This is a genomic window from Streptomyces sp. L2, from assembly GCF_004124325.1.
Taxonomy (GTDB): domain Bacteria; phylum Actinomycetota; class Actinomycetes; order Streptomycetales; family Streptomycetaceae; genus Streptomyces.
Window position 1 is genome coordinate 6038686 of sequence record NZ_QBDT01000001.1, and the last position, 18263, is coordinate 6056948.

Below are 18263 nucleotides of genomic sequence, written 5' to 3' on the forward strand. Positions count from 1 at the left end.
CGCTCACGCCCTGTCCGCGACGCGTTCGCCCAGCAGACCCTGTGGTCTGAAGAGGAGGACGAGGATGAGCAGGACGAAGGCCCACACCGGCGCCCAGCCCTGGCCGCCGAGCTGGTCCATGCCGGGGATGTTGGAGATGTAGGCGGTGGCCATGGCCTCGGCGATGCCGAGGACGAGACCGCCGAGCATGGCGCCGTAGACATTGCCGATGCCGCCGAGGACGGCCGCGGTGAAGGCCTTCAGACCGGCGATGAAGCCCATGTCGTAGGAGACGGACCCGTACTTGAGGCCGTACGACAGACCCGCGACCGCCGCGAAGAGACCGCCGATGGCGAACGCGATGACGATGATGCGGTTGGTGTCGATGCCCATCAGTTGCGCGGTGTCGGGGTCCTGCGAAGTGGCCTGCATGGCGCGACCGGTGCGGGAGAGCCGGACGAAGAGGGCCAGGATGGCCATGGAGATCGGGGCGGCCACGATCAGGAAGACGTCACCGCTCTGCACGGTGACGGACCCGACGTGGAACGGCCCGAACGGCAGCTGCGGGAAGACCCGGGCGCTCTTGGCGTGCGGGTACCAGTTGAAGACGGCCTGCTGCAGGGCGAGGGAGAGGCCGATGGCGGTGATGAGTGGTGCGAGGCGTGGCGCGCCGCGCAGGGGGCGGTAGGCGAAGCGTTCGGCACCGACGGCGATGAGGACGGAGACGAGTGCGCCGCCGAGGAGCATCGCCGGCAGGGCTATCCACATGGATATGCCGTGCGGGAGGGCGAGGTAGACCGTGAGGGCGCCGAAGCCTCCGGTCATGAAGATCTCGCCGTGGGCGAAGTTGATGAGCTGGACGATGCCGTACACCATCGTGTAGCCGATGGCGATCAGACCGTACATCGAGCCGAGGAACAGCCCGTTGGCCAGCTGCTGCGGCAGGGTGTTCACCGCATGGCCTCCATGTGGTGGGGAGAGTCAAGGGGGTAGAAGGCGGGCCGCGCGGTGACGGTGGTCTGCGCCGCGCGGCCCATGGTGGTGCGGGTGTTCCGGTGGATCTACTTCGGGTTGGCGACGCCGCTCTTGACGGACTTCCACTCGCCCTTGACGACCTGGTAGACGGTCAGCTGCTTGTTCGTCGTGTCGCCGTACTGGTCGAACGAGATCTTGCCGGAGATGCCGTCGAAGGAGGTCTTCTGGACGGCGTCCACGATCTGGGAGCGGGCGTCGGAGGGGACCTTGCCGTCCTTCACGACCTGTCCGACGGCCTTGATGATCGCGGTGGTGGCGTCGTAGGAGTACGTGCCGTACGTGCCGTAGTCACCGGGGTACTTCTTGGCCTTGTAGGTGGCCACGAAGTCCTTGGCGGCGGGCAGGGTGTCGACCGGGACGCCGATCGAGGTGGCGAGGTCGCCTTCGGCGTCCTTGCCGGCGGTCTTGATGTAGGTCGGGGTGAACATGCCGTCGCCGCCGAACAGCGGGATCTTGGCGCCGGCGTCCTTGAGCTGCTTGGTCAGCACCTGCGACTCGTCGTACTGGCCGCCGTAGTACAGGATGTCGGCGCCGGAGTTCTTGATCTTGGTGACGAGGGTGGAGAAGTCACGGTCGCCGACGTTGACGTGGTCGGTGCCGATGACCTTGCCGCCCTGCTTGGCGAACTGCTCCGTGAAGATCTTGGAGAGGCCCGCGCCGTAGGTCTGCTTGTCGTCGACGACGAAGGCCTTCTTCTTCTTGAGGCCGTTGTAGGCGTAGTCGGCGGCGAAGGCACCCTGCAGGGCGTCCGTGGTCGACGTACGGAAGTACGTCTTGAACGGCCGCTTCGGGTCCGTCTGCCAGTTCTTGCCCTGGGTCAGCTCGGGGGCGGTGTTGGCCGGGGAGATCTCCACCAGGTTGGCCGTGGCGAAGACCTGCTGCATCTGCGTGGCCACACCGGAGTTGAGGGGGCCGATCACGCCGAGGACGTCCTTCTCGGCGACGAACTGGCTGGCGTTCGACTGGCCGGTGGCCGGGATGGCCTTGTCGTCCAGGGCCTGGATCTTGAAGGTGACGCCGGGGACGGTGTGGTTCTTGTTGGCGTCGTCGACGGCTATCTGCGCGCCGTACTGGAGGCCGAGGCCCGTGGCCGAGTTCTGGCCGGTCAGGGGGGCGTCGACGCCGATCGTGACCGTCACGTTGCCGCTGTCGCCGCTCTTGCTGTCCTTGTCACGGGAGCCGCAGGCGGTGAGAGTCAGAGCTCCGGTGGTCAGCACGGAGGTAAGAATCACCAGAGAACGCTTACGCACAATCGATCCTTTCCGCAGGCACTCCCACCCCGTACGGGGTGCGACGGGTGCCGCGCCGGTACCGAACTCCCGATGGAGCGGTGACTGGCCGTGACTCTAAGCCCGGGGTGGAGGCCTGAGCATCGCTGTGCGCTGGCTTGTGACTTTCTTGTTATGACGACACGGATCACCGACTTCCGGACAGAGGGCTCTCAGCCGTTTTGGCGGAATTTCCGATCGGTCCACATTTTGAGAACCCGCACTTCCGGTCGGCCGTAGGGCCCGAACGGCGCTCTGCCCGGCCGCGGGGCCCGCGAGGGGGCCTGGAAAGGGTCCGGACGGACTCCCGGGTGGCGGAGGAAACGCCGGTGGTGTATCACGCGTGCGTCACTGAGTGTTACACCCGTAAAAGGGAGGGTCGTATTCGCCAATACCGGGCGGTCAGTTTCCGGAATCCGGTTGGGCCTGATCAATGATCGATCATTGTTCGTCACGTGTGACGCTGCGCGAGCGATGGCGGACGGTGGAATTCCGTTTGGTCGGGAAATGCCCTCCGTGGTGTCCGGGGCGGACGGGAGGCCGGGGATGCATGGTGAGAGTGCGGCCCAACCACCGCTGCTGCCAGGGGGGTTGGGCGGCTGCCGGGGGAACAGGGCGGCCCGGGGCCCGGCTTCGGGTCCTCGTCTCTTGTTATCGGGACGACGACGGCGGCGGACCGGGGCGGTGCCGGAGCGCCCCCGGGGTCGCGCCGGGGCCGCGCGGGATCGTCGGGGGCGGACGCGCGGCCGGGGCGGCCAGGAGGGGTGAGGCGCCTGCGGGTCAGGGCCCAACAGGCAACGCAGAGTCAGGAGGTGGCGGTCAGGAGGTGGCGGTCAGGAGGTGGCGTTTCCGCCGGCCTGGGCGCCGTCCGACGCGTTGAGGTCCCGCAGCAGGCAGGTCAGCCGGGCGGTGCACACGCGCCGGCCCTCCTCGTCGCTGATCACGATCTCGTACGTCGCGGTCGACCGCCCCCGGTGCACGGGCGTGGCCACGCCGGTCACCAGGCCGGAGCGGACGCCCCGGTGGTGCGTGCAGTTCAGGTCCACGCCGACCGCGATCTTCGAGCTGCCGCCGTGCAGCATGGAGCCGACCGAGCCCAGGGTCTCGGCGAGGACGGCCGAGGCGCCGCCGTGCAGCAGGCCGTAGGGCTGGGTGTTGCCCTCGACGGGCATCGTGCCGACGACCCGGTCCGCGGCGGCCTCCACGATCTGCACGCCCATCCGCGTGCCGAGATGGCCGGCGGAGAACAGGGCGGGGAGATCGACGCCGAGCGCGGCGTACTCGTCGATGACCTCCTGCGGGAACGTCACTTGCTGCTGTTCACCCATGGCCCGGCTCCGTTCGTCGTGCGGCCGGCTGCCCGCCGCCCGTCAGCTGTCTCTGTGCTGAGCAAACGCTCAGTCGGTCGCCGATTGTTCCAGACGGTCTCCCGGACGGCCTTCGAGGCGGACCACGACGGACTTGCTGGCCGGGGTGTTGCTGGTGTCGGCGGTGGCGTCCAGCGGGACGAGCACGTTCGTCTCGGGGTAGTACGCCGCCGCGCACCCGCGGGCCGTCGGATAGTGCACGACACGGAAGCCGGGCGCCCGCCGCTCCACGCCGTCCTTCCACTCGCTCACCAGATCGACGTACGACCCCTCGGCGATCCCCAGTGCCCGCGCGTCCTCGGGGTTGACCAGCACCACCCGGCGGCCGTTGGTGATGCCCCGGTAGCGGTCGTCGAGCCCGTAGATCGTGGTGTTGTACTGGTCGTGCGAACGCAGGGTCTGCAGCAGCAGCCGGCCCTCGGGCAGTTCCGGGTACTCCACCGGCGCGGCCGTGAAGTTGGCCTTGCCCGTGGCCGTCGGAAAGCGCCGCTCGTCGCGCGGGGCGTGGGGGAGCGCGAATCCGCCGGGGTGGGCCACGCGCGTGTTGAAGTCCTCGAAGCCGGGGACCACGCGGGAGATCCGGTCCCGGATGGTCGCGTAGTCCTTCTCGAACTCCTCCCACGGCACCGTGCTGCCCTCGCCGAGCACCCGGCGCGCCAGCCGGCACACGATCGCCGGCTCGGACAGCAGGTGCGGGCTCGCGGGCCGCAGTCGGCCGCGGGAGGCGTGCACCATGCCCATGGAGTCCTCGACGGTGACGAACTGCTCACCGCTGCCCTGCAGATCCCGCTCGGTCCGGCCGAGGGTGGGCAGGATCAGGGCGCGCGCGCCCGTGACGGCGTGCGAGCGGTTCAGCTTGGTCGACACGTGCACGGTCAGCCGCGCGCGCCGCATGGCCGCCTCGGTGACGTCGGTGTCGGGGGAGGCGGAGACGAAGTTGCCGCCCATGGCGAAGAAGACCTTCGCCTCGCCGTCGCGCAGCGCACGGATGGCCCGCACGACGTCGTAGCCGTGCTCGCGCGGGGGCCCGAACCCGAACTCCTTCTCCAGGGCGTCCAGGAAGGCGGGCGCGGGCCGCTCGAAGATGCCCATGGTGCGGTCGCCCTGCACGTTCGAGTGGCCGCGCACCGGGCACACGCCCGCGCCGGGGCGGCCGATGTTGCCGCGCAGCAGGAGGAAGTTGACGACCTCGCGGATGGTCGGGACGGAGTGCTTGTGCTGGGTGAGGCCCATGGCCCAGCAGACGATGGTCCGCTCGGAGGCGAGGACCATCCGGAGCGCCTGCTCGATCTCCGCGCGCGTGAGCCCCGTCGCGGCCAGCGTCTCGTCCCAGTCGGCGGTGCGGGCGGCGGTGACGAACTCGTCGTAGCCGTGGGTGTGTTCGCGGACGAACTCCTCGTCGACGGCGCCTTCCGTGTCCAGGACCAGCTTGTTCAGGAGGCGGAAGAGGGCCTGGTCGCCGCCGATGCGGATCTGCAGGAACAGGTCGGTGAGGGCGGCGCCCTTGAGCATGCCCTGCGGGGTCTGCGGGTTCTTGAACCGCTCCAGGCCGGCCTCGGGCAGCGGGTTGACGCTGATGATCTTCGCGCCGTTGGCCTTGGCCTTCTCCAGCGCGGAGAGCATCCGGGGGTGGTTGGTGCCGGGGTTCTGGCCCGCGACGATGATCAGGTCGGCCTGGTACAGGTCGTCCAGCAGGACGCTGCCCTTGCCGATGCCGATGGTCTCGGAGAGCGCGGAGCCCGAGGACTCGTGGCACATGTTCGAGCAGTCCGGCAGGTTGTTGGTGCCCAGCTCACGCGCGAACAGCTGGTACAGGAACGCGGCCTCGTTGCCGGTGCGGCCGGAGGTGTAGAACACGGCCTCGTCCGGCGAGGCGAGGGCCGTGATCTCCTCGGCGATGATGTCGAAGGCCCGCTCCCAGGTCACCGGCTCGTAGCGCTCCCCGCCCTCGGGGAGGTACATGGGGTGCGTGAGCCGGCCCTGCTGGCCCAGCCAGTACCCGCTCCGGGTGGCCAGGTCGGCGACGGGGTGCGCGGCGAAGAACTCGGGGGTGACCCGGCGCAGGGTGGCCTCCTCGGCCACCGCCTTCGCGCCGTTCTCGCAGAACTCGGCCTTGTGCCGGTGGTCCGGCTCGGGCCAGGCGCAGCCGGGGCAGTCGAAGCCGTCCTTCTGGTTCACCCGCAGCAGGGTCAGCGCGGTGCGCTTCACGCCCATCTGCTGCCTCGCGATGCGCAGGGTGTGCCCGATGGCGGGCAGCCCGGCCGCGGCGTGCTGCGGCTCCGCGACCTGCGGCGCGTCCTGGACCGGATCCCCCTTGGGCGGCTTCGTCGCCATCCCGTGCTCCCCTCCGCCGAGGCATGAAAAGTACGAGACCGATCCTCGCACGCGGCACTGACAACCGGACCCGCCGGGCCGCTGCCCGGCCCGTTCCGGGCCCGGCGGGGGAGCCGCCGGTGGCGCCGCGTGTGCTGCGCCGGGCAGCACCGCCGGCCGGCTGGGGCCCGCCGACCGCCCCGCGCTGGGCCCTTTTGGCCACCCTGCGCCGGGCCCGTCGGCCACCCTGCGCCGGGCCGCCTGCCACCCTGCGCCGGGCCCGTCGGCCACCCTGCGCCGGGCCGCCTGCCACCCCGCGGCGGGCCCGCCTGCCACCCTGCGGCGGACCCGCCGGCCGCCCTGCGCCAGGTCCGGTCGACGAGTGGTCCGGGCCGGAGTGTCAGTGGGCCGTGGCAGGATCGGGGGCGTGGCAGAGACAGCACCGAAGCAGACCGACCAGACCCCCGGCGGGTCCCGTCCCCGGCTGATGCTCATGGACGGGCACTCGCTGGCCTACCGCGCGTTCTTCGCGCTGCCCGCGGAGAACTTCACGACCGCGACGGGCCAGCCGACGAACGCGATCTACGGCTTCGCGTCGATGCTGGCCAACACCCTGCGTGACGAGGCGCCCACGCACTTCGCGGTGGCCTTCGACGTCTCCCGCAAGACCTGGCGCTCGGAGCGCTTCACCGAGTACAAGGCGAACCGGTCCAAGACCCCGGACGAGTTCAAGGGCCAGGTCCAGCTGATCGGTGAGCTGCTCGACGCGATGGGGGCCCAGCGCTTCGCGGTCGACGGCTTCGAGGCGGACGACGTCATCGCCACTCTCGCCACCCAGGCCGAGGCCGCCGGTTTCGAGGTGCTGATCGTCACCGGCGACCGCGACTCCTTCCAGCTGATCACCGACAACATCACGGTGCTGTACCCGACGAAGGGCGTCTCGGAGCTGACCCGGTTCACCCCGGAGAAGGTTTTCGAGAAGTACGGCTTGACGCCCGCCCAGTACCCGGACTTCGCGGCCCTGCGCGGCGACCCGTCCGACAACCTGCCGGGCATCCCCGGTGTCGGTGAGAAGACCGCCGCGAAGTGGATCAACCAGTTCGGTTCGTTCGCGGAGCTGGTCGAGCGCGCCGAGGAGGTCAAGGGCAAGGCCGGCCAGAACCTCCGTGACCACCTGGAGTCGGTCAAGCTCAACCGTGTGCTGACCGAGCTGGAGCGCGAGGTCGAGCTGCCGAGGACGGTCGCCGACCTGGAGCGCGCGGCGTACGACCGCAAGGCCGTCGCGCTGGTCCTGGACACCCTGGAGATCCGCAACCCGTCCCTGCGTGAGCGCCTCTTCGCCGTCGACCCCGGCGCCGAGGAGGCCGAGGCCACACCCGTTGTCGCGGAGGGTGTGGAGCTGGACGGCACGGTGCTCGGCACCGGCGAGCTGGCCCCCTGGCTGGCCGAGCACGGCACGGGGACGCTGGGCGTGGCCACCGTCGACACCTGGGCGCTGGGCACCGGCTCGGTCGCCGAGGTCGCGCTCGCCGCCGCCGGGGGAGCGGCCGCCTGGTTCGACCCCGCCGAGCTGGACGAGGCCGACGAGAACGCGTTCTCGGCCTGGCTGGCGGACGCCGGCCGGCCCAAGGTGTTCCACAACGCCAAGGGCGCGATGCGAGTCTTCGCCGAGCACGGCTGGAGCATCGACGGCGTCGGCATGGACACCGCGCTCGCCGCCTACCTGGTCAAGCCGGGCCGCCGCTCCTTCGATCTGGACGCGCTGTCCCTGGAGTACCTGCACCGCGAGCTGGCCCCCGCCGCCGCGGCCGACGGGCAGCTGGCCTTCGGAGCGGACGACGGCGCCGAGGCCGAGGCGCTGATGATCCAGGCCCGCGCCGTCCTCGACCTGGGCGAGGCCTTCGGCATCCGCCTTCAGGAAGTGGGCGCCGCCGACCTGCTGCGCGACGTGGAGCTGCCCACCTCCGCGCTGCTCGCCCGCCTGGAGCGTGCCGGTATCGCGGCCGACCGCGCCCACCTCGAAGCGATGGAACAGATGTTCGCGGGCGCGGTGCAGCAGGCCGTGAAGGAGGCGCACGCGGCCGCCGGGCACGAGTTCAACCTGGGCTCGCCCAAGCAGCTCCAGGAGGTCCTCTTCGGCGAGCTGGCCCTGCCGAAGACGAAAAAGACCAAGACGGGCTACACCACCGACGCGGACGCCCTGGCGTGGCTCGCCGGCCAGACGGACAACGAACTGCCGGTGATCATGCTCCGGCACCGCGAGCAGGCAAAGCTCCGCGTCACCGTCGAGGGCCTGATCAAGACCATCGCCGGAGACGGCCGTATCCACACCACCTTCAACCAGACGGTGGCCGCGACCGGCCGGCTCTCCTCCACCGACCCGAACCTGCAGAACATCCCGGTCCGCACGGACGAGGGCCGGGCCATCCGGCGCGGGTTCGTGGTCGGCGAGGGCTTCGAGTCGCTGATGACGGCCGACTACAGCCAGATCGAGCTGCGCGTGATGGCCCACCTCTCCGAGGACGCCGGCCTGATCGAGGCCTTCACCTCCGGGGAGGACCTGCACACCACGGTCGCCTCCCAGGTGTTCTCCGTCGAGCGGGACGCTGTGGACGCGGAGATGCGGCGCAAGATCAAGGCGATGTCGTACGGCCTGGCCTACGGCCTCTCCGCGTTCGGCCTCTCCCAGCAGCTGAACATCGAGGCGGCCGAGGCGCGTGCCCTGATGGACACCTACTTCGAGCGGTTCGGCGGGGTACGGGACTATCTGCGCCGCGCGGTCGACGAGGCGAGGGCGACCGGGTACACCGCCACCCTCTTCGGGCGCCGGCGCTACCTGCCCGACCTCAACAGCGACAACCGACAGCGTCGAGAGGCGGCCGAGCGCATGGCCCTGAACGCGCCGATCCAGGGCACGGCGGCCGACATCGTCAAGATCGCCATGCTCAACGTGGATCGCGCCCTCCGCGAGGCCGACCTCAAGTCCCGCATGCTCCTCCAGGTCCACGACGAAATCGTCCTGGAGATCGCCCCCGGCGAGCGCGCCTCCACCGAGCAGATCGTCCGCCAAGAAATGTCCACCGCAGTCCAACTCCGCGCCCCCCTCGACGTCTCAGTAGGCGCAGGCCCCGACTGGGAATCAGCAGCCCACTGACCCGCGCCCCTTAGGGGCGCGGGGCTGTGTCCATATGCGGCTCCGCCGCGCGGGCGCGCCCAGCCACGACGCCGCGGCAGTCGCACGGACCCCCGAACCGCGCCTCACGGGGCGGACAGGGGCGACCCCTCGCGCCCTGGGGCGGGCCGTGCCTTGAAGGGGCGCGGGGAACTGCGCGACTGCCGCGACGCCGCCGCAGCCGCACGACCACCTGCACCGCGCCTCACGGGGCGGACAGGGGCGACCCCTCGCGCCCTGGGGCGGGCCGTGCCTTGAAGGGGCGCGGGGAACTGCGCGACCAGCCGCGACGCCGCCGCAGCCGCACAACCACCCGCACCGCCCCCCCACCAGAGCGCACCGCCCCCGCAGCACCCCACCCAACCTCCAAACGCACCCCCACCCCCCGCACCCCCCGGCCAAACCCCCGGACGGGCCCTTCACTCACGTGGCCCCCGCCAAAACGCCCCCCGCCGCCCCCCGGCCGCAAGATGCGGGCATGGGTATACGCATGCTCCACCGCCGGACGCCCGAGGCGGGCACCCCGGCCCGGGCGGTCACCGCCTCGGCCCCGTTCGCCCCCGCCTCGCCGGTCCAGGCCTTCGCGGCCGACGCAAGCACCGCCCGCATCCCCGCCGACCTGGCCCTCACCGTCCGCAGAGCCGCCAAACGCCTCCGCCGCGAACTCGCCGGCCGAACCGCACCGGCCCGCCGCGCCCCCGACTGGCGCGCCTGGGCCGACCTGACCCGCGGCTACCTCGCGCTGCTGATCGCCCTGGTCCCGAGGTCGCGCCCGAGACCCACGATCACCGTCTTCGTCGCGGCCCCCCTCAGCGGACGACCGTCCGCCCCCGCGCGGAACCCGGGGTCCCGCCCGGGACCGGGGCCGGACGCCAGGCCCTGACCCCGAGGGCGTACAGCAGCAGCCCCAGCACGAGCCCGGCGCCCGCCCCGAAGCACAGGGTGGGCACCAGGTCCCACGGCCGGGCCGTCGAACCCCAGTACGCCCACCAGCGGCACGCCCGCTGCACGGCAGCGACCAGCGCGCAGCCGCCGACCACCGCACCGGCCCACCACCGGTCCCGTACGGACAGCACGGGCACCCCGGCCGGCTCCCCGTCGGGCGCCCGCCGCAGCGCCCGTACGGCGAACACGGCCAGCACCACCGCCGCCACCGCCGAGCTGCCGTACTGCAGCCAGAGGAAGCCGGGCAGGCCCGCGCGGTCCCGGGTGAGGGCCGGGACCAGCCGGACGCCCCAGCGGTCGTGGTGCGTGAACGCGTCCCACACGACGTGTGTCAGCGCGCCGAGCACGGCGGAGACGTACCACCACGCCACGGACCCGGCCCGCACGCGCGCGCGTGGCGCCCCGCAGCGCAGCAGCGCGGCCGGCCGGCCCTGCCGTGCCCGGGGCGCCAGCGCCACCAACGGCTCCCGCACCAGCAGCCAGAGCCCCACCAGAGCCCATGAGATGAGCGCGTCCACGCTCACGACACCGGCGAACGAGTGGGTGACGGAGCCGAATTCCATCCCGCCGGGCACGACACTCGCCGCGTAGTACGTCATGTCGGGCGCGAAGGAACCCGCGACGAGGACCGAGGCCACCAGCCGGCCCCGCCCGCCGCCGTCACGCCGGACCGCGGGCAGAACGGCGGCCGCATGGCTGAGAGTGAACGGCAACAGGTCCCCCTGGAACGGTCGTCGAACGGTCACCGGCCCTGCCACGGACCCGGCGGGCGGGCCTGGCGAGCGGGCCCGGCGACCGGACCGCCCAGTATGGCCGTCCGCCGCGCCGAACCGCGTGCCATGGGCGCCCCCCTGGACGGCAGTCGGCACACCCTGGCCGAACATAGGCGGCCAAGAGGTGAATACCGGGCGTGAACGACTGCCCCCGCCAAGCAAGTTGCCGTAGGGTCGCCTGGGTCGTCGCGCCGGGACGCGCGGTGGCACACACGTCACATCGCGGAAAAGGCGGAACAGGGGCAACCAGAGCACCGGGTCAACCGTCAGACCAAGGCGAGCACACAGACGGAGAAGGTCGGAACGGACGTTTCCGGACGTCCACGGGAGGGGTTCACTCTATGGCGGCGCATTTCGGCAGGCGGCTGCGCAAGGGAGCGGCGACCACGGCCGTGGCCGCGGCAGCGGTCGCGGCACTGTCCGCGTCCCAGGCTCCGGGAGCGACGGGAGAGGACCACGGCAGACAGGCAGCGGCCGGCGCCGCCACCTCCGCGCCGGACACCGGTGCCGACGGCAACGCCACGGGCGACTCGCCGTACTACACGGACCTGCCGCCGCTGAACAGCCCCGACCCCAGCCCGCCCGCCGCAACCGGCACCCCCGTCTCCCCGGGGGCCACCGAGGCGGGCATACCGGCCACAGTCCTGGACGCCTACAAGAGGGCCGCGACCGAGCTGCGCGGCTCCAAGCGGGGCTGCAACCTGCCTTGGCAGCTGCTGGCCGCCATCGGCAAGGTCGAGTCGGGCCAGGCCCGCGGCGGCAGGGTCGACGCCGACGGCACGACGATCGGCCGCATCCTCGGCCCGCAGCTGGACGGCAACGGCTTCGCGCTCATCAAGGACACCGATCACGGCGAGTACGACGGCAACAGCTCCTACGACCAGGCCGTCGGCCCGATGCAGTTCATCCCCTCCACCTGGCGGTGGGCCGGCCGCGACGGCAACGGCGACGGCAAGAAGGACCCCAACAACGTCTACGACGCCGCCCTCGCCGCCGGCCACTACCTGTGCCGCAACGACTGGGACCTCGCCCGCGAGGCCGACCTGCACAGCGCGATCCTCAGCTACAACGGCTCGCAGGAGTACCTGAACACGGTCCTGACCTGGCTGGAGTACTACCGCAAGGGCACCCACTCCGTCCCCGACGGCACCGGCGGCCTGCCGTCCCACCGCAGCGACACCCCCGCGGGCGACGACCCGCACACCGGCACCGGGAAGACGCCGAAGACCTCCCCGCCGTCCACGAAGCCCCCGAAGAAGCAGACTCCGCGCCCGCACAAGCCGGGCGGCGGCACCCACTCGACCGATCCGGCCCCGCCCACTCCGCCCGCCCCGCCGACTCCGCAGACGCCCACCGACACCGTGGACCACCTCCAGGACGCGGGTACGACCGAGCTCACCGCGATGGCGGGCGACGCGTTCACCCAGAGGATCAGCACCCGGGCCGAGACGAAGGCCGGCGCGGCCGTCGGCAAGGTCAGGGTCCGGTTCACCATCACCGGTGACACCGACGCCACCTTCACCGGCGGCGAGACCGTGGCCACCGTCACCACCGACGCCAAGGGCGTGGCACTCGCGCCGGCGCTCCAGGCGGGCGAGAAGACCGGCGACTTCACCGTGCACACCGCCGTCGTGGGCCGCTCCGTCAAGGGAGTCGACTACACGGCCACCGTCACCGCGCGCGCGGCCGACACCCTGGCCCGCACCAGCGACACCCCGCTGACCTGTACCCCCGGCGGCGAGTTCGCCGAACAGGTCCAGCTGAAGGCGACGTACAAGGGCGCGATCGCGCACGACGTCGCGGCCACCGCAACCCTCGTCAAGTCCACCGACGACCCCGCCGCCGAGCCGGTCGAGAACGACAAGGGCCCCTACTTCCAGGTCAAGGACCCCAAGGACGGCAGCACCAAGACCGTACGCACCCTCACCGGCCTCAAGACGGACGACAAGGGCCTGCTCACCCTGCCGAAGCTGTACGCGGACGACACCGCCGGCACCTTCCTGCTCCGCGTCACCACCACCGGCGGGGCGACGCTCACCGTCGAACTGACGGTCGCGGCCGCCGACACGGGCACCGGCACCGGCACGGATACCAGCACCGGCACTGGTACCGACACGGGCACGGGCACGGGGACCTCCACCAGCCCGTCGCCGGACCCGAGCCCGTCCCAGAAGCCGTAATCAGGCGACGCGGGAACCCCGCACGCGCGGCAGGGCGCCGACCGCCCGAGCGGTCGGCGCCCTGCCGCGTTCGTGGGTGCCGTCCCGCGCCCGGCCCTTCTCCTCCTGTCCGACGTGTTCTCATCTCGGCCGCCCCTTGCTACCGTGCCGGACCTGACGACCCGTCAGGACCCGTCAGGAACCGTCCGCCGGGAGGCCGAGATGCGCGCCCTGATCGCCGCCGCAACCGGTCTCGCCCTCGCGTTCGCCCTCGTCCTGACGATCACCGCCGTGGGCACGCCGACGGGCCGCACGTCCCCCAGGCCGCTGCTGACGACCGTGCCCGCACACCCCTAGCCGCGCCCGTCCGGGAGGGAGCCCGCCATGCGCCGCACGGCAAGCCTGGTCCTGCTCGCCTGCGCCGTGTTCTGCGCGGCGCTGTCCCCGCTGATGCGCTGGTACGCCTTTCCGCGGCTGGCCAGGATCCCCGCGAACCAGTACCAGGACATGGTCCTGGAGGCCAAGGGGGCGACCCTCCTCGACTACGGCACCATGCGCGCGAAGAAGGTCTCCGAGGTCACCATCGTGCAGACCCTCAAGGGCGACGTGGCGGCCGCGCAGCGGATCGAGCGGACGGCGGGACGGCCGGTCGTCGTCTGGGACTGTCTGTCCTACGTCCAGGGCCCCGACGGCAAGATGGTCTCCAAGGTCCCCGAGCGCTACATCTTCGACGCGCACAGCCAGGACCCCGTCCACGCCACCGGCGAGATGGTCGACGGCGACCCCGTCAGACGGGACGGCATCGAGTTCAAGTGGCCCTTCCTGACCCAGAAGCGGGACTACGAGTACTTCGACGCGCAGACCCGCACCACCAACCCCATCCACTACAAGGGGACGCGCACCTTCCGGGGCCTGAAGGTCTACTACTTCGAGCAGACCGTCCCGTGGACCAAGGTGCCCCTCCCGAAGAGCATGCCCGTCAAGGGCATCACCCCGGAGGCGGTGGCCAAGACCGGCACCACCCGCTGGTACACCACCGTCCGCAGGTTCTGGGTCGAACCGGTCACCGGGGCACCCGTCTACGGCGAGGAGCTCCACAAGGAGGAGCTGCGCGGCGGCACCCTGCTCGGCGGACGCGACAGGGTCACCGCGTTCGCGGGGGACGTGAAGATGCGCCAGGACTACATCGAGCACACGGTCGCCCTCGTCAAGCACAACCGCACACTCGTCCTGATGCTCACCTCGTACCTGCCGTGGGGTCTGCTCTCCCTCGGTCTGCTGCTCCTCGCCCTCTCCCTCTGGCTGGAGGCACGTGGGCGCCGCCCGGAGGACCCGGCGCCCACGGAGACTGCGACGCCCGAACCGGTCAGCGTCTGAGGCGATACCGGTCAGAGCCCGAGGCGACCGGTCAGCGCCTGAGGCGCGCGTTCGTGTGCCGGGTGGGCTCGGCGCCGGCCGGGTCCTCGGGCCACGGATGCTTCGGATAGCGCCCGCGCAACTCCGCGCGTACGGCCCGGTAGCCGTCCTGCCAGAAGGAGGCGAGGTCGGCGGTCACGGCGGCGGGACGCCCGGCGGGGGAGAGCAGGTGCACGAGCAGCGGAACACCGGCCACGGCAGGCGTCCGGTCCAGCCCGAACATCTCCTGCAGCTTCACCGCGAGCACGGGCCGCTCCGGGTCGCCGTAGTCGATCCGGATTCTGGACCCACTCGGTACGGCCATCCGCTCGGGCGCCAGCTCGTCCAGCCGGGCGGCCTCCCCGCTCGCCCAGGGCAGCAGCCGCGTCAGCGCCTGCCCGGCGTCGATCCGCGCGAGATCGCTCCGCCGCCGGGCCCGGCTCAACTCCGGCTCCAGCCACTCGTCCACGCGCGCGTGGAGCGCGCTGTCCGACACGTCGGGCCAGGGCTCCCCCAGGTGCGCCCGCAGGAACGCGATCCGCTGCCGCAGCAGTACGGCGTCCGCCGGCCACGGCAACAACCCGAGCCCCTCCTCCCGCAGCCCCTCCAGCAGCGAGCCCCGCACGAGCGCGGGGTCGGCTTCGCCGAGCGGCCGCACCGTCAGCTCGACGGCCCCCAGCCGCTCGACCCGCCGGGCTACGACGTCCCCCTCGGCCCACCGCACCTCGTCCCGCACGCCCACCAGCGCCGAGGCGGCGTCCCGGGCCACGTCCTCGTCCACGGCGACCCCGAGCCGCACCCGCCCGTGCGCCGTCCCGGCGCCCCGGCCGGCGACCGCGACAACGATCCACGGCGACCCCCGCAGCCCCGACCCCTCACCCACCTCGACCCGGGTCCCGGAGGCCATCAGATACGACCCCCCGTCCCACTTGGCCACCCGCTCGGGAAACGCCAGCGCGACGACCCTCCCGGCATTCGCCCGCGCGGGAGCGACCTCCGCGGTGGGGCTGCCGTTCCGCGCCCCACCCCCGGGCGCGTCGACCGGCGGGTGGGCGAACTCGGCCGCCGCGGACCGCAGCCGCCGTACCTCCGCACGCCACCGGGTGCCGTAGGCATCGTCCCCGCCCCGGGCCCGCCGCAGCGCCGCCTCCAGATCGTCGCCGTACTCCCGGGGAACCTCCTCGGACAGCAGGGCCACCACCTCGGCCCCTCCGCCGGACGTGTCCAGCAGTGCCCGCCCCAGCCGGGGATGCACCCCCAGCCGGGCCAGCCGCGTCCCCGCCGGGGTGGCGCGGCCGGTGGGCTCCACCGCGCCGACCGCCCGCAGCACCTCCCGGGCGGCGGCCATCGCGCCGGCCGGCGGAGCGTCCAGCAGCGCCAGCCCGGCGGCGTCGGGGTCGCCCCAGCAGGCCGCCTGGAGGGCGAACGCCGTCAGGTCGGCCACCTTGATCTCCGGCGCGGGGAAGGCCGGCCGGCGCCCGTCCTCGGCCTCCGCCCAGCACCGGTACACCGTGCCCGGCGCCTCACGCCCGGCCCGGCCCGCACGCTGCCGCCCCGCCGCGCGGGACGCCCGTACCGTGGTCAGTCCGCTCAGCCCGCGCGCGTGGTCCACCCGCGGCTCCCGGGCGAGCCCGGAGTCCACCACCACCCGCACCCCGGGCACCGTCAGGGACGACTCCGCCACCGACGTGGCCAGCACCACCCGGCGCCGCGTCCCCGGTGCCAGCACCGCGTCCTGCACGGCCGCCGGCGCGCGCCCGTGCACCTGGAGCACGTCCACGCCGCCGCCCGGGCCTCCGGCATCCCGCAGCTGTGCGGCCACCCGCGCGATCTCGCCCACGCCCGGCAGGAAACACAGCACGTCCCCGGTCCGCTCGGCCAGCGCCCGCCGGACCACCGACGCCACGTGCGCCAGCAGCGCCGGGTCGACCCGCATTCCGTCCGGCGGCCGTACCGGACGCGCGGGTGGCGCCCAGACCGTCTCGACGGGGTGCGCGGTCCCCGCCGCCTCCACAACCGGCGCCCCGCCGAGCAACCGCGCCCATCCCTGGGCGTCCGTGGTCGCCGACGCGGCCACCAGCCCCAGCTCCGGCCGCAGGGTCTGCCGTACGTCCCACAGGAACGCGGCCGCCGTGTCCGCGTCCAGATGCCGTTCATGGCACTCGTCGAGGACGACCACGTCGACGCCGGGCAGCTCCTGGTCCCGCTGGAGGCGCTGCAGCAGCACGCCGGTCGTCACGACCTCCACGCGCGTGTGCCGCCCCACGACCCGCTCGCCGCGCACGGTGTGGCCGACGCTCCGGCCCGGCTGCTCGCCCAGCAGCCACGCCATCCGCCGCGCGGCGGCCCGGGCGGCGATCCGCCGCGGCTCCGCCACCACCACCCGGCGCGCCGGGCCGCCCCCGACCAGGCCCGCCAGCACCAGCGGCACCAGCGTCGTCTTGCCAGTGCCGGGCGGGGCCACCAGGACGGCGGTGCCGTCCTCCTCCAGGGCCGCGGTCAGGACAGGCAGCGCGGAGCGTACGGGCAGTGCGTCCAGGGCGTCGTAACGGATCACGCCCCCCAGTGTCGTACGACCCGGAAATCAGCCTCTACGCGCGCGTGGGCCGTGCACGAGCCGTCACGCTCGTGTGCGCCATGCGTGAGCCGTCACGCGCGCGTGCCTTCAGTCCCGCTCAGTCCCGCTCGCAGACGAAGATCGCCGTTCCCGGGATCAGGTTGCCCCGCAGGGGAGACCAGCCGCCCCACTCCGAGCTGTTCCAGGCCGGCCACTCCGGCTCGACCAGGTCCACCAGCCGGAAGCCCGCGGCCACGATGTCCCGGATCCGGTCGCCGAGCGTCCGGTGGTGTTCCACGTACACCGCGCGGCCGGCGTCGTCCTGCTCGACGTACGGGGTCCGGTCGAAGTAGGACGACGCCACCGCGAGCCCCTCCGGGCCCGGTTCGTCGGGGAAGGCCCAGCGGATCGGGTGCGTCACGGAGAACACGAAGCGCCCGCCCGGCCGCAGCACCCGGCGCACCTCGCGCAGCACCTCCCGCGGATCCGCGACGAACGGCAGCGCCCCGTACGCCGAGCACGCCAGGTCGAAGGAGCCGTCCGCGAAGGGCAGCGCGGCGGCGTCGGCGCAGACCAGGGGAAACGGTCCGCCGATGCGCAGCGCGTGCTGCAGCTGCCGGTGCGAGAGGTCCAGGGCGACCGGACGTGCGCCCTGCGCGGCCAGCCAGCGCGCGCACTGGGCCGCGCCGGCCCCGATCTCCAGGACCTCCTTGCCCTTCAGCTCCTCGGGCGGCCCGAGGAGCTCGGCCTCCACCTCGTCCAGGCCCTCGGGCCCCCATACGAAGCGGTCGTCGCCCAGGAACGTGCCGTGCTCGATCTGGTACTCGTCGGCGTTGCGGTCCCACCAGCCACGGTTGGCCCGCGCGCTCTCCGCGACCCCGGCGTCACGCCGGGTGGCCTCGGGCTCGGGTGCCTCGGGGACGTACGGTTCCGGCTCTTGGATGATCGGCTCCCTCGTCGTACTCTTCCGTCCAACCGACGGGCCGCGGCGCGTGTCACGGAGGGGTTCCGTACGCCTGCACGGCGTGATGGGACGTTTCTTGTGCCGGGTATGCGGCGATCTGCCCCGGGTGTGCGCCTTCGCGCATTGACCCTGCTCGGCTGCCCCCGTATGCTACAAGTTGCGCTGCGGGCCTGCGCACCTCAGACGTAGCAGGCTGCGCTCGCATCTGTTGTATGTCCCCTCGGTTGTCGAGGCGCCGTCACCAGTGTCTGGTGGGGCGCTTCCTTGGCTGTCCGGCTTCTACAGAGCGATACGGGCTCCCGGCGTAGCAGTACCTACGACTTCAATGTCCGTACC

12 protein-coding genes are annotated in these 18263 nt (G+C 72.5%); 5 read left to right on the top strand and 7 right to left on the bottom strand.

What is annotated here, in order from left to right; genetic code table 11:
• Window positions 1-3: 3 nt before the first annotated feature.
• The 4 genes from DBP14_RS26970 to DBP14_RS26985 form a co-directional block, all read right to left on the bottom strand.
• Window positions 4-933, bottom strand: a complete 930-nt coding sequence (locus DBP14_RS26970) for a branched-chain amino acid ABC transporter permease (protein WP_129309698.1) — start codon at window positions 931-933, stop codon at window positions 4-6.
• Between the two features lie 107 nt (window positions 934-1040).
• Window positions 1041-2249 (bottom strand): branched-chain amino acid ABC transporter substrate-binding protein, encoded by a 1209-nt coding sequence (locus tag DBP14_RS26975; RefSeq protein WP_129312114.1) that lies wholly within the window; start codon window positions 2247-2249, stop codon window positions 1041-1043.
• Between the two features lie 866 nt (window positions 2250-3115).
• Complete coding sequence (locus DBP14_RS26980; protein ID WP_129309699.1) at window positions 3116-3610, bottom strand: hotdog fold thioesterase; 495 nt, start codon at window positions 3608-3610, stop codon at window positions 3116-3118.
• Window positions 3611-3679: 69 nt separating this feature from the next.
• Window positions 3680-5983: an FdhF/YdeP family oxidoreductase gene (locus tag DBP14_RS26985; protein ID WP_129309700.1), complete on the bottom strand. Its 2304-nt coding sequence runs from the start codon at window positions 5981-5983 to the stop codon at window positions 3680-3682.
• A 406-nt stretch (window positions 5984-6389) separates the two neighbouring features.
• Between DBP14_RS26985 and polA the strand changes: the two genes are divergently transcribed.
• Window positions 6390-9116 carry a DNA polymerase I gene (gene polA, locus DBP14_RS26990; RefSeq protein ID WP_129309701.1) on the top strand — a complete coding sequence of 909 codons (2727 nt, stop codon included), beginning with the start codon at window positions 6390-6392 and terminating at the stop codon, window positions 9114-9116.
• Window positions 9117-9612: 496 nt separating this feature from the next.
• Window positions 9613-10017: a hypothetical protein gene (locus tag DBP14_RS36450; protein ID WP_206739362.1), complete on the top strand. Its 405-nt coding sequence runs from the start codon at window positions 9613-9615 to the stop codon at window positions 10015-10017.
• Here DBP14_RS36450 and DBP14_RS27000 read toward each other — a convergent pair.
• The gene (locus tag DBP14_RS27000; protein ID WP_129309702.1) at window positions 9944-10792 is read right to left on the bottom strand and encodes a DUF4184 family protein; all 849 of its coding nucleotides are present in this window, start codon (window positions 10790-10792) and stop codon (window positions 9944-9946) included. The two genes, DBP14_RS36450 and DBP14_RS27000, sit on opposite strands and share 74 nt — an antisense overlap.
• 401 nt (window positions 10793-11193) lie before the next feature.
• Between DBP14_RS27000 and DBP14_RS27005 the strand changes: the two genes are divergently transcribed.
• The 3 genes from DBP14_RS27005 to DBP14_RS27015 all read left to right on the top strand — a co-directional run bounded on the left by DBP14_RS27005 (window position 11194) and on the right by DBP14_RS27015 (window position 14388).
• Window positions 11194-13032, top strand: coding sequence for a lytic transglycosylase domain-containing protein (locus tag DBP14_RS27005; protein WP_129309703.1), 1839 nt, complete (start codon window positions 11194-11196; stop codon window positions 13030-13032).
• A 201-nt stretch (window positions 13033-13233) separates the two neighbouring features.
• A complete protein-coding gene (locus tag DBP14_RS27010; protein ID WP_129312115.1) occupies window positions 13234-13368 on the top strand; it encodes an SPW_0924 family protein in 135 nt (44 codons plus the stop codon).
• Between the two features lie 27 nt (window positions 13369-13395).
• Entirely contained in the window at window positions 13396-14388 is a 993-nt protein-coding gene (locus tag DBP14_RS27015) for a DUF3068 domain-containing protein (protein ID WP_129309704.1), read from the top strand.
• A gap of 31 nt (window positions 14389-14419) precedes the next feature.
• Here DBP14_RS27015 and hrpB read toward each other — a convergent pair whose 3' ends face one another.
• Complete coding sequence (gene hrpB / locus DBP14_RS27020) at window positions 14420-16963, bottom strand: ATP-dependent helicase HrpB (RefSeq protein ID WP_129309705.1); 2544 nt, start codon at window positions 16961-16963, stop codon at window positions 14420-14422.
• A 118-nt stretch (window positions 16964-17081) separates the two neighbouring features.
• The gene (locus DBP14_RS27025; RefSeq protein WP_129309706.1) at window positions 17082-17909 is read right to left on the bottom strand and encodes a class I SAM-dependent methyltransferase; all 828 of its coding nucleotides are present in this window, start codon (window positions 17907-17909) and stop codon (window positions 17082-17084) included.
• Window positions 17910-18263: the final 354 nt, after the last annotated feature.

Coding starts and splice junctions, on each gene's coding strand:
- DBP14_RS26980 (WP_129309699.1), bottom strand. CDS start 3,610: ATGGGTGAACAGCAGCAAGTGACGTTCCCGCAGGAGGTCATCGACGAG.
- DBP14_RS26985 (WP_129309700.1), bottom strand. CDS start 5,983: ATGGCGACGAAGCCGCCCAAGGGGGATCCGGTCCAGGACGCGCCGCAG.
- DBP14_RS36450 (WP_206739362.1), top strand. CDS start 9,613: ATGGGTATACGCATGCTCCACCGCCGGACGCCCGAGGCGGGCACCCCG.
- DBP14_RS27005 (WP_129309703.1), top strand. CDS start 11,194: ATGGCGGCGCATTTCGGCAGGCGGCTGCGCAAGGGAGCGGCGACCACG.
- DBP14_RS27010 (WP_129312115.1), top strand. CDS start 13,234: ATGCGCGCCCTGATCGCCGCCGCAACCGGTCTCGCCCTCGCGTTCGCC.
- DBP14_RS27015 (WP_129309704.1), top strand. CDS start 13,396: ATGCGCCGCACGGCAAGCCTGGTCCTGCTCGCCTGCGCCGTGTTCTGC.